10 protein-coding genes are annotated in these 12074 nt (G+C 65.5%); 7 read left to right on the top strand and 3 right to left on the bottom strand.

Annotated features, from left to right (window positions below; genetic code table 11):
• The first annotated feature begins 296 nt into the window (after nt 1-296).
• A complete protein-coding gene (locus XH80_RS21710) occupies nt 297-1298 on the top strand; it encodes a 2-hydroxyacid dehydrogenase (RefSeq protein ID WP_057752344.1) in 1002 nt (333 codons plus the stop codon).
• Between the two features lie 19 nt (nt 1299-1317).
• Here the strand turns inward: XH80_RS21710 and XH80_RS21705 are convergent, their stop codons facing one another.
• Complete coding sequence (locus tag XH80_RS21705) at nt 1318-2121, bottom strand: HesA/MoeB/ThiF family protein (RefSeq protein WP_057752341.1); 804 nt, start codon at nt 2119-2121, stop codon at nt 1318-1320.
• 91 nt (nt 2122-2212) lie between these two features.
• Between XH80_RS21705 and XH80_RS21700 the strand changes: the two genes are divergently transcribed.
• Entirely contained in the window at nt 2213-3574 is a 1362-nt protein-coding gene (locus XH80_RS21700; protein ID WP_271600325.1) for a peptidoglycan-binding protein, read from the top strand.
• Nucleotides 3575-3577: 3 nt separating this feature from the next.
• On the opposite strand, the gene ggt is transcribed toward XH80_RS21700, so the two are convergent.
• Complete coding sequence (ggt, locus tag XH80_RS21695) at nt 3578-5257, bottom strand: gamma-glutamyltransferase (RefSeq protein ID WP_271600324.1); 1680 nt, start codon at nt 5255-5257, stop codon at nt 3578-3580.
• A 242-nt stretch (nt 5258-5499) separates the two neighbouring features.
• Between ggt and XH80_RS21690 the strand changes: the two genes are divergently transcribed.
• Nucleotides 5500-6240, top strand: a complete 741-nt coding sequence (locus XH80_RS21690; RefSeq protein ID WP_271600323.1) for a ParA family protein — start codon at nt 5500-5502, stop codon at nt 6238-6240.
• Between the two features lie 384 nt (nt 6241-6624).
• On the opposite strand, the gene mutM is transcribed toward XH80_RS21690, so the two are convergent.
• Nucleotides 6625-7506, bottom strand: a complete 882-nt coding sequence (mutM, locus tag XH80_RS21685; protein WP_271600322.1) for a bifunctional DNA-formamidopyrimidine glycosylase/DNA-(apurinic or apyrimidinic site) lyase — start codon at nt 7504-7506, stop codon at nt 6625-6627.
• Nucleotides 7507-7587: 81 nt separating this feature from the next.
• On the opposite strand from mutM, the gene ubiE reads away from it, so the two are divergent.
• The 4 genes from ubiE to dut all read left to right on the top strand — a co-directional run bounded on the left by ubiE (nt 7588) and on the right by dut (nt 11900).
• Nucleotides 7588-8349 carry a bifunctional demethylmenaquinone methyltransferase/2-methoxy-6-polyprenyl-1,4-benzoquinol methylase UbiE gene (gene ubiE / locus XH80_RS21680; RefSeq protein WP_271600321.1) on the top strand — a complete coding sequence of 254 codons (762 nt, stop codon included), beginning with the start codon at nt 7588-7590 and terminating at the stop codon, nt 8347-8349.
• Entirely contained in the window at nt 8346-9920 is a 1575-nt protein-coding gene (gene ubiB / locus XH80_RS21675; RefSeq protein WP_271600320.1) for a 2-polyprenylphenol 6-hydroxylase, read from the top strand. The genes ubiE and ubiB overlap by 4 nt, the downstream gene beginning before the upstream one ends.
• Before the next feature lie 70 nt (nt 9921-9990).
• Nucleotides 9991-11445: a bifunctional phosphopantothenoylcysteine decarboxylase/phosphopantothenate--cysteine ligase CoaBC gene (gene coaBC / locus XH80_RS21670; RefSeq protein ID WP_271600319.1), complete on the top strand. Its 1455-nt coding sequence runs from the start codon at nt 9991-9993 to the stop codon at nt 11443-11445.
• Nucleotides 11442-11900 carry a dUTP diphosphatase gene (gene dut, locus XH80_RS21665; RefSeq protein ID WP_271600318.1) on the top strand — a complete coding sequence of 153 codons (459 nt, stop codon included), beginning with the start codon at nt 11442-11444 and terminating at the stop codon, nt 11898-11900. Before coaBC ends, dut begins: the two co-directional genes overlap by 4 nt.
• The last annotated feature ends 174 nt before the right edge of the window (nt 11901-12074 follow it).

The raw sequence follows: 12074 nt of genomic DNA, 5'->3' as shown, positions 1-12074 counted from the left end.
AGACCCGGCTGAACCGGGTCCTCACCCCAAATTCCAAAACCCGCCGCGCAACGCCCCTCTCCCGCCCCTCGCGGGTGTTCCCGAAGCCAACTTGTCTTGGCCCGGCCTTCTGCTAGAGAGGACGGACGCTTGAACAACCAGTTTGCCCCGATTTTCCGGCCGGAAATCTCGGGAAAGCTTGAAGGAAACGCCGGGGACGACACGGCAAAGCCAGTGTCGAACAACCGGGTTAATGAGGCCTCAACAGCCGGCCTTTGGCGACAAAGGCGGCCTGCAACGCCTCATGAGGGCAGGACATGTCGGTGAAGAAAAAGCCCCTCGTCGTCGTGACGCGCAAGCTGCCGGACTCGATCGAGACCCGGATGCGCGAACTGTTCGACGCACGCATCAATCTCGACGACACGCCGATGTCGGCCGAGCGGCTCGCCGAAGCCGCGCGCACCGCCGACATCTTGGTTCCAACAGTCACCGATCACATCAGCGCCGACATCGTCAACCAGCCCGACTGCAAGCTGAAGCTGATCGCCAATTTCGGCAACGGCGTCGACAATATCGATGTCGAGGCCGCGCATGCCCGCGGCATCACCGTGACGAACACGCCGAAGGTGCTGACCGAAGACACCGCCGACATGACCATGGCGCTGATCCTGGCCGTGCCGCGCCGGATGATCGAAGGCGCCTCGGTGCTGACGGAAGGAAAGCCCTGGGCCGGCTGGTCGCCGACCTGGATGCTGGGCCACCGCATCGGCGGCAAGCGCCTCGGCATCATCGGCATGGGCCGCATCGGCCAAGCGGTCGCGCGCCGGGCCCGCGCCTTCGGCCTCCAGATCCACTATCACAACCGCCGTCCCGTCGCGCCGAAGATCGCCGAAGAGCTTGGCGCGACCTATTGGGAGAGCCTCGACCAGATGCTGGCGCGGATGGACATCATCTCGGTGAACTGTCCGCATACGCCGGCGACCTATCATCTGTTGTCGGCGCGACGGCTGAAGCTGATCCGCAAGGACGCCTACATCGTCAACACCGCGCGCGGCGAAGTCACCGACGAAGACACGCTGATCAAGCTGATCGAAGGCGGCGAGATCGGCGGCGCCGCTCTCGACGTCTATGAGCACGAGCCCGCAGTCAATCCGAAGCTGGTGCGGCTTGCGAAGGCCGGCAAGGTGATACTGATGCCACATATGGGCTCGGCCACGATCGAAGGCCGGGTCGAGATGGGCGAGAAGGTGATCATCAACATCCGCACCTTCCTCGACGCCCACAAGCCGCCGGATCGCGTGCTGCCGAGCATGCTGTAAGGCTTGAAACTGATCGCCCTCACTCGCGGTGCACGCTGAGATCCTCGAACACGGGCCCATCGCCGTTGAGCGGATTGGCGGGATCGCGGGCGTAGCGCAGCGTCTCGAAGCGCATCGCGCGCGCATCGATCATCAGAAGGCGGCCGACGAGGCCCTCGCCGAAACCGACGATCTCGCGGATCGCCTCCAGCGCCATCATCGAGCCCATCACGCCCGCAAGCGCGCCCATGACGCCGGCCTCGGCGCAGGCCGGCACGGTGCCGGGCGGCGGCGGTTCCGGAAACAGGCAGCGATAGGTCGGATTGAATTCGCCCTGCTCGTTGGTCTCATGCGCGCGGATGGTGGTGAGCGAGCCATCGAAGGTACCGAGCGCCGCCGTGATCAGCGGCCGCTTGGCGAAGAAGCAGGCGTCTGAGGCCAGATAGCGCGTCGAGAAATTGTCGGACCCGTCGAGCACGAGATCGTAATCGCCGATCAGCGAGAGCGCATTGTCGGCATTGAGCCAGGTGGCGTGGCCGACGAAGCGAACATGCGGATTGAGTTCGGCGATCCGCTCAGCCGCGCTCTCGACCTTGTGCCGGCCGATGTCGGGCGTGGTGTGGATGACCTGGCGCTGGAGATTTGACAGCGACACCACGTCGTCATCGACCACGCCGAGCGTGCCGACGCCGGCGGCGGCCAGATACATCAGCGCAGGCGCGCCGAGCCCGCCGGCGCCGATCACCAGCACGGAGGCCCGCTTCAGCGCGGCCTGGCCGGGACCGCCGACATCGCGCAGCACGATATGGCGGGCATAGCGTTCGAGTTCGTCCGGGCTCAGCACCGTCTCTTACTCCTGAACCAGCCCAACATTGTTCGCGACCAACGAGATGTGCTTCAATGGCTGCGCGTTCAATGGGCTGGCTGGATTTGTCATGAGATCGATGCTTGCGGCAACACTGATGTTGGCGTCCGCCACAGGCGCCGGTGCCCAGATGACAACGCCCCCGATCCCCGGCACCAAGCCGAAGGTGGTCCAGACCGTTCCGATCAAGCCGCCCGCCCTGCAAACACCCTCGGAAACAGCCGACGCAATGGCGCAGGCCGAGCGGTTGGCGCTGCAGTCCGACCTCGCCTGGGTCGGCCAATATAACGGCGCCATCAGCGGCGACGTCAGCTCGCGCATGGTTGACGCCATCAAGGAGTACCAGAAGGCCAAGGGCGGCAAGCCGACCGGCGTGCTCAATCCGCAGGAGCGCGCCGCGCTGGCCGAGACCGCCCGGCGCAAGCAGGACAGCGTCGGCTGGAAGATCGTGACGGAGATGACCAGCGGCGCGCGGCTCGGCATTCCCTCAAAGCTGGTGCCCAATCAGGCGACCGACGCCAACGGCTCGAAATGGAGCTCGCCAACCGGCACGGTGCAGGTGCTGCTGAACCGCCGCAAGGAGGCCAATCCGACCACCGCCAAGCTCGCAGACGCCGAGAAAAAGGAACCTGCAGGGCGCAAGGTCGACTACACCGTGGTGAAGCCCGACTTCTTCGTGCTTTCAGGGTTGCAGGGCCTGAAGAAGTTTTATGTGCGCGGCGCGTTCAAGGGCGACGAGGTCCGCATCATGACGATCCTGTATGACCAAGCGATGGAGAACACGGTCGAGCCGGTCGTGATCGCGATGTCGAGCGCGTTCAATGCGTTTCCGTTGGGGCCACAAGCCGGGCCGCCGCCGCGCAAGACCGTCGAGTACGGCACGGGTATCGTCGTCAGCGACGGCGGCGCGATTCTGGCGGACCGTCTCGTCACCGATGCCTGCCTTGCCATTACGATCGGCGGCTACGGCAGTGCCGACCGCCTCGCCGAGGACAAGGATCACGATCTCGCGCTGCTGCACATCTATGGCGCGCGCGGATTGAAGCCGCTCAGCCTGACCGGCGGCGTGGCGAAGACGAGTGTCGACGTCGTCGGCATCACCGATCCGCAGAGCCAGGGCGGCGCGGCCGGCGTGTCGAGCGTCAAGGGCGCGCTGACGCCGGTGACCAGCAGCGACTCCGCGCTGTCGCCTCCGCCCGCGGTCGGCTTCTCCGGCGGCGCGGCCATCGACGGCGAGGGCAAGTTCCTCGGTGTTGCCTTGTTGAAGCCAGCGATGGTTGCGGGTCCCGCGACCTCAATGCCGACGTCTCAAGCGGTGATGGTCTCTGCGGAGACGGTGCGCGATTTCCTGAAGGCGAACGCCGTCGCGGCGAACGGCACGTCGACCGATGCGAAAGCCGCCGTCGTGCGCGTGATCTGCGTACGGAAATAGCGCTCAACTCAGCCTGAACCTGATCCCCGCCTTCGCGAGCCCGCCGGAGATCCCGATCGGGGTGCCGTCGGCGCGCCAGCAAGCGGCGCCGGTCATGGTGCCGTCGTCGTGGAAGGCGATGCCGTTCATGCCGCCGGCGACGGTTGCGACCGGCTGGACCTTGTGACCAAGCGAGGTGAGTTTCGCGCGCACGGTCTCCGGCACGGCGTGCTCAACCTCGAGCGCGTTACCTTCGGTCCAGACCCGCGGCGCTTCGACCGCTTCCTGCAAGCTCATGCCGTGGTCGATCAGGTTGACCAGCGCCTGCATCGCGCTCGGAAAGATGCGTTTGCCGCCGGGCAGGCCGAGCGCATAGCGCAGCTTGCCGTCACGCAGCGCCATCATCGGCGACATCGAGGTCGTCACGCGCTTGCCCGGCGCAAGCGACAGGGCATGGCCCGGCCGCGGATCGAACAGGTTCATGTAGTTGTTGGCGATGGCCCCCAGACCCGGGATCATGATCTTGGCGCCGAACAGATTGTTGATGGTCTGCGTGGTCGCGACGACATTGCCAAAGCTGTCCGCCGTCGTCATGTGGGTGGTGTGCGCGCTTTCGAGCTGGGTCACGCCGGCGCCAAAGGCCTGCGCGCGCGCCGGATCGATGGTGCGACGGCGCTCCTCGGCATAGGCCTTCGAGGTCAGCTTCTCCACGGGCACGCCGACATAATCAGGATCGCCGCTGGCCGCGGCGCGATCGGCGAAGGCGATCTTGAGAACCTCGGCGAGGTAGTGAATCGTCTCCGACGTGCCGAAGCCGAGGCGGCCGATGTCGTAACCTTCAAGAATATTCAGCATCTGCGCGATGTGCACGCCGGAGGCCGCGGGTGGCGGCGGGCCCAAAATGGTCCAGCCGCGATAGTCGGCGCGGATCGGCTGCCGCTCGACGGTTTTGTAATTGGTGAGATCGTTGCGGCGGATGAAGCCGCCTGATTTCTCCATGTAGTCGACGAGGATGTCGCCGAGCGGTCCCTCGTAAAGAGCCTTCTCGCCGTGATCGGCGATGGTGCGGAGCGTCTCGGCATATTCTGATTGCACCACGCGCTCGCCGACCTTGAGCGGCTCACCACCGGGCAAATAGATCGCCGCGATCGGCTTGTCCTTGCGCATCGTGGCCGCGCTCTCGCTGATGCATTCATGCAAATATGGCGTGACTGCATAGCCGCGCGCGGCATGCTTGATCGCGGGCTGAAGGACGTCGGCAAGCGACATGGTGCCGAACCGTTGCAGCGTCTCGCACCAGGCTTTCAGCGAGCCTGGCGTCGCGACCGCCTTTGGACCGTTGAGGTTCTCATTGCCGACGGTGTCGAACACGTCGTGGGCCGAGCCCGGCTTCGACGTGTAGGTGGTGTCGTGCACCGAAGCGGGCACGGTGCTCTGTCCATCGATGACGCGGTGGCTGCCGTCGGCGAGACGGATATGCGCCATGCCGCCGCCGATGATGCCGACCATCATCGGCTCGACCACGGTCAGCGTGAACAGCGTGGCGATGGCAGCATCGACAGCGTTGCCGCCGGCGGCCAGCATCTCGGCTCCGGCGCTGGACGCCAGCGGGTGGTTGCTCACAACCATGCCGCGGCTCGAGACCGCCGGCATCTTCTGGCATTCAAAGCTCGTTGCCGTCCGGTCACGCCAATTTCCGCCCATGCCTGATGTCCTTCTTGTTCGCGATACCGAGCACATCACACGCAGGACTACGGGTCCAGTAATGGTACGGATTAGCTGGCATTCCTGATTCTGCCATCATCGCTACCGTTGATTCGGACATCCGCGGTCCCCTTTGGATCGGGCAGGGCACGTCCTGAGCGAGAAGAGCTCAGCATCGCAAACGATGCACGTTCGCGTGGCGCTATCCCAAGACCCAGGCATTCCAAAGGATTCAACTCTCCATGCACACGATCGTACTCGCCACCCAAAAGGGTGGCAGTGGCAAGAGCACCCTCGCCATCGGCCTCGCGCTGGCTGCCAAGCAGGCCGGCTTCACCGTCCGCCTGATCGAGACCGACCCGCAGGGCACCCTCTCCAACTGGTCGCGCCGCCGCAACAACGACGATGTCGTGGTCGAGCCGATCTATCACGCCGCCGATTTCGCGCCGCGACTGAAGATGCTGGCCGACAGCGGTCTCCAGCTCGCGATCGTCGACACCGCAGCCGGCCTGTCCGCCGCGACCACCGCCGCGATTCGCTACTCCGACCTCTGCCTGATCCCGGCCCGCCCGAGCGTCGCCGACATCGAGGCGACCGTCTCCACCGTTAGCGTCGCCCGCGCCTGGAAGCGGCCCTACAGCTTCGTCTTGAACCAGACGCCGATCCGCGGCCAGCGCATCGACAACGCGGCCAACACGCTCGCCGAGGAAGCCGCGCTCGATCTCGCTGACGTGCTCGCCCGTCCGCTGATCGTGATGCGCAACGACCACCAGGACTCGCTCGCCTCGGGCCTCGCCGTCAGCGAGTTCGCGCCGAGCGGCAAGTCGACCGAAGAGGTCCGCGGCCTCTGGCGCTGGATCGAGACCCGCCTCGAGCTCTCCGCCGGCAATCTCCTGATTGATCAGGTCCTGTCGGCGGTCCACGAAGTGCTGCATGCAGCCAGCGAGCTGTCTGCGGGCGAGACCACAGTTCTGGCGTCCTGAGCGGGGCCATCGCTCAGGGCGCTAGCGGGTCGCCATCCGGTGAATGAGCCCAAGCGACGAAGCAATCCGGCCACCAGCCCGGCCGGGATGCTTCGGTCGTTTTTGGCGAGGGCGGATGTATCCTCGAACAAATCTCGAAAACAACCCCATGCACAGTAGAACCGCGTTCAGCCGCGTTGCCGCGGCGACGGCGTGCAGACGTTTGACTTGTCAGGCAAAACGGCTGTACGCAAGATACGGCGCTCTATCCCCGTCATTGCGAGCGCAGCGAAGCAATCCAGGGTCTTTCCGCGCAGGGATTCTGGATTGCTTCGCTGCGCTCGCAATGACGTGGTTGGTTTGCCGTCCTGCAAAGGGCTAACAGTCTTCCCCCGCTGCGCCCCCTCACTTCTGACATTTCGGACACCAGAAGGTCGAGCGGCCGTTCTGGGTGAAGCGCCTGATCGTGCCGCCGCAGCGCGGCGTGGTGCATGTCTCGCCTTCGCGGTCATAAACCTTGAAGGAGTGCTGGAAATAGCCGAGTTCGCCCGAGGTCTGGCGATGATCGCGCAGTGACGAGCCGCCGGCCTTGATGGCGTCGTTCAGCACGGTGTGGATGGCGCCGACCAGGCGCTTGGCGTGATCCGTCGGCTCACCCTTTTTGGTCGACAGCGTCGCGGCGATCCGGCGCGGCGACAGATGCGCGCGGTGCAGCGCTTCGCAGACATAGATGTTGCCGAGCCCTGCCACCACGCGCTGGTCGAGCAACGCGGCCTTCAGGCTGGTGGTCTTGTCCTGGCAGGCGCGCGCCAGCATCGCGGCGTCGAACTCGTTGCCGAGCGGCTCGGGGCCGAGGCCGCGCAGCAGCGGCTCGTCCTCGAGCGCATGGCGCGCGATCACTTTCATGTAACCGAAGCGCCTGGGATCGTTGAAGATGATGTCGGCGCCCGAGGACATCCGAAACAGCACGTGATCATGCGCGGAGTCCTTGCCCTTGGGATAGTGAAACTCGCCTGATACAGCCTCGTTGTCGGGCTTGATGACGCGGAATGAGCCCGACATGCCCAGATGCATCAACAGCACGTCGCCGGAGCCGAGATCGGCCATGAGATATTTTGCACGGCGCCCGAGCCCCGTGACGGTCTGTCCCTGCAGCCGGGCCACGAAATCAGGCTGGAACGGAAAGCGCAAATCCGGCCGGCGGGCCTCCGCGACGACGATTTTCGCACCCTCCATGACGGGCTGAAGGCCGCGGCGGACGGTCTCGACTTCGGGCAATTCAGGCATGGTCAGGCATTCACCTTATGGAGGCGGTGTGATAGCGCCATTGCGGCGGGCGGGCTATGGTCCGCTCCACGGAGTAGAGTAATGGATCGGCCGGGCGAAACCACGCATTTTGGCTTCAAAGACGTTCCCCTGGGGGACAAGCAGACGCTGGTGAACGATGTGTTTCACAGCGTGGCGTCGCGCTATGACTTGATGAACGACTTGATGTCCGGTGGCCTGCACCGGGTCTGGAAGGACATCATGATCAACACGCTCGACCCGCCCCGCGGCGACCGGCCGTTCGCGTTGCTCGACGTTGCCGGCGGCACCGGCGACATCTCGTTCCGGGCAGCCAAGGCGGCGGGCCCCGGCTTCCACGCCACGGTCTGCGACATCAATTCCGACATGCTCGCCGTGGGCCGCGAGCGTGCGGCCAAGCGCCATCTCGAGGGCCAGGTCGATTTCGTCGAGGGCAATGCCGAAGCGCTCTCCTTCGCCGACCGCAGCTTTGACGCATATACGATCGCGTTCGGGATCCGCAACGTGCCGCAAATCGACAAGGCGCTGCGCGAGGCCTATCGCGTGCTGAGGCCCGGCAGCCGCTTCCTCTGCCTGGAATTCTCCACCGTCGAGGTGCCCGGGCTCGACAAACTCTATGACCTGTTCTCGTTCAAGGTGATCCCGCCGCTCGGACGCATGGTCACTGGCGATGCCGAGTCCTACCAGTATCTGGTCGAATCGATCCGCAAGTTTCCGAAGCCTGCCGCCTTCGCCGACATGATCCGCGAGGCCGGCTTTTCCCGCGTGAGCTGGCAGACCCTGACCGGCGGCATCGTCGCACTGCATTCGGGCTGGCGTTTGTGATCTCTGCCATCACCCACATCACGCGCCTGATCCGCGCCGCGTTCGTGTTTGCGCGCGAGGGCGTGTTCGGCGCCGTCGACCCGAGCCTGGTGCCTCCGCCCGGACAGCTGGCGCTGAAGCTGGCGCGCCTTGTCGAACGCGGCGGCGCCAAGCAGGGGCCGCGGATCTCGCGCGCGCTGACACGAATGGGCCCGGCCTATCTCAAGCTCGGCCAATTCCTGGCGACGCGCCCCGACGTCGTCGGCTTCAACATGGCGCGCGACCTCGAAAGCCTGCAGGACCGCCTGCCGCCGTTTTCGCAAGCCGAAGCGGAAGCCGCGATCGCGACCTCGCTGGAACGGCCGCTGAAGGATATTTTTGTCACCTTCGGCCCGCCGGTGGCGGCCGCCTCGATCGCGCAGGTGCATCGCGGCGAGGTGATGCGCGACGGCATCCGCAAGCCTGTCGCAGTCAAGGTGCTCAGGCCGAACGTGGCGGCGCGCTTCCGCCGCGACCTCTCCGATTTCTTCTACGTCGCGCACAAGGCCGAAGCCTATTCGGCGGAGGCACGGCGCCTGCGCCTGGTCGAAGTCATCAACACCATGTCGCGCTCGGTCGCGATGGAGATGGACCTGCGGCTGGAAGCGGCTGCGCTGTCGGAGATGGCGGAGAATACGGAAGGAGATCCTGATTTCCGCGTGCCCGCCGTCGACTGGGATCGCACCACGCACAACGTGCTGACGATGGAGTGGATCGACGGCATCGCGTTGAACGATCGCAAGCGCCTCGCAGAGGCGCAGGTCGACCTGCCCGATCTCGGCCGCAAGGTGATCCAGAGTTTTCTGCGCCACGCGTTGCGCGACGGCTTCTTCCACGCCGACATGCATCCGGGCAATCTGTTCCTCGATGATGCCGGCCGTCTCGTCGCGGTCGATTTCGGCATCATGGGCCGGCTCGGCATGAAGGAGCGGCGCTTCCTCGCCGAGATCCTGCTCGGCTTCATCACCCGCGATTATCGCCGCGTCGCCGAAGTGCATTTCGAGGCCGGGTACGTGCCCTCGCACCATTCGGTCGAGAATTTTGCGCAGGCCATCCGCGCCATCGGCGAGCCGATCCACAACCGCACCGCCGAGGAAATCTCGATGGCGAGGCTGCTCACGCTGCTGCTGGAGGTTACCGGCCTGTTCGACATGACGACGCGGCCCGAATTGATCCTGCTGCAGAAGACCATGGTCGTGGTCGAGGGCGTGGCGCGCGGCTTCGATCCCAGGCTCGACATCTGGAAGGTCGCCGATCCCGTGGTGCGCGAATGGATCGAGCGCAATCTCGGACCGATCGGACGGGTGCAGGGCGCGCTCGCCGGCGGCGGCGACCTCGCCAAGGTGCTGATGCGCCTGCCCGATATCGCCCAGCGCTCGGTCGCGGTGCTGGAGCAGCTCGAGACCATGACCCGGGAAGGCCTGCATCTGTCACCGGAGAGCATCGCGGCCATGGGCCGCAGCGAGGGCCGCAAGAACCGCTGGCGCACCGTGGCGGTCTGGATCATCGCCGTGACCTTCATCGGCATCCTGATCGCCGTCCGGAATCTGTGACGCCGAAAGCTTGATTGCACTGCAATCACGTAAGTGATAGCATCGCTATCATTCCGTGCTGGAGGGCGTCATGGCAAGCCTGACCATCCGTAAGCTCGACGACACCGTCAAAGCCTATTTGCGGCTGCGCTCGGCCAGGAACCACCGCTCGGTCGAGGAGGAGGTCCGGGTCATCCTGCGGGAGCTGATCGAGGGCCGCGAGGAGGCGCTGACGCCGTTCTCGGCGCCGCCCGAGGCATCCCCGGCGCCCCAGCGCTCCAGTGCCGTCCCTGAGGCCAGCGTTACCCTGATCATCGGCGGCGGCATCGCGGCCTACAAGTCGCTCGACCTGATCCGCCGGCTGAAGGAGCGGCGCATCGAGGTCCGCTGCGTGCTGACCAAGGCCGCCGAGCAATTCGTCACCCCGCTCTCAGTGAGCGCCCTCTCCCATGAGCGCGTCTATACCGATCTGTTCGATCCCCAGAGCGAGTTCGACGCCGGCCATATCCGCCTCGCCCGCGACTGCGATCTGATCGTGGTGGCGCCTGCTACCGCCGACCTGATGGCAAAGATGGCGAACGGCCATGCCGACGATCTTGCCAGCGCCATCCTGCTCGCGACCTCCAGAAAGATCCTGCTGGCGCCGGCGATGAATCCACTGATGTGGAGCAACGCCGCGACCCGCCGCAACGTCGCGCAGCTGCAGCGTGACGGCGTGCTGCTGATCGGCCCCAATTCCGGCGAGATGGCGGAAGCTGGTGAAGCCGGAATGGGGCGCATGTCCGAGGCGATCGAGATCGCCAATGCCGCCGAGAAGCTGCTGCGGCCGCCGGTGCCGCGGCCGCTCGCCGGCAAGCGCGTGCTGATCACGGCGGGCCCCACGCATGAGCCGATCGATCCGGTGCGCTATATTGCCAATCGTTCTTCGGGCAAGCAGGGCTTTGCCATCGCCGCCGCAGCGCAGGCCGCCGGCGCCGAGGTGATCCTGGTGAGCGGTCCGGTCGATCTCGACGATCCCGCCGGCGTCACCGTCAAGCACGTGGAATCGGCACGGCAGATGCTGGAGCAGGTGCAGGCGGCGCTTCCCGCCGACATCGCGATCTTCGCCGCCGCCGTCGCCGACTGGCGCGTTGCCGTCGAAGGCGAGCAGAAGCTGAAGAAGAGTTCGGCCGGCATGCCGCCGCTGCAGCTGGTCGAGAACCCCGACATCCTCGCCACCATCTCGAAACTGACCGACAAGCGCCCGCCGCTGGTGATCGGCTTCGCCGCCGAGACCGAGCATCTCATCGACAACGCGACGTCAAAGCTCGCGCGCAAGGGCTGCGACTGGATCGTCGCCAACGATGTTTCCCCGGCCACCGGCGTGATGGGCGGCGCCCGCAACACCGTGCACCTGATCAGCAAGAATGCTGCTGATAACGGCGAGATCACAGTTGATTCCTGGCCTGTCATGACCAAGGAACAGGTCGCCATCAAACTGGTCGCGCATATCGTCAAAAGCCTGACCGAAAAATCCGCCGACAAATCACTGGAGCCGGCATCTTGAGCAGCAAAGTCACGGTCGAACTGCAGCGCCTGCCCCACGCGGACGGTCTGCCGCTGCCGGCCTACCAGAGCGCGGAGGCCGCGGGCCTCGATCTGATGGCGGCGGTGCCGGAGGGCGAGCCGATGACGCTCGCGCCGGGCCAATATGCGCTGGTGCCGACAGGGCTTGCGATTGCCCTGCCGCCTGGGCACGAGGCGCAGGTGCGGCCGCGCTCCGGCCTTGCGGCCAAGCACGGCGTCACCGTGCTGAACTCGCCCGGCACCGTCGATGCCGACTATCGCGGCGAGATCAAGGTGATCCTGATCAACCACGGCCAGGCACCATTCGTGATCAAGCGCGGCGAGCGCATCGCACAGATGGTGATCGCGCCGGTGGTGCAGGCCGCGCTGGTTCCGGTTGCGACGCTGTCGCCGACCGATCGCGGCGCCGGCGGGTTTGGCTCGACGGGGCGGTAGTCGGGGCAACAATCTCATCTGGTCGCTAACACACGACAACTCCAGCCGAATCACCCGCAGAATTACGTGAGGCTGGAACTCCGCAGCCGGCATTTTTTTGGGGCCGCGTTTGCGTTCACGGTCTGGACTCTTACCGGTGGAGTCGCGGTGGGGGTATTGTCGTTTGATTCGCGC

The organism is Bradyrhizobium sp. CCBAU 45384 (assembly GCF_028128665.1).
Taxonomy (GTDB): Bacteria; Pseudomonadota; Alphaproteobacteria; order Rhizobiales; family Xanthobacteraceae; genus Bradyrhizobium; species Bradyrhizobium manausense.
This window is presented reverse-complemented; position numbering and strand designations above follow the sequence as displayed.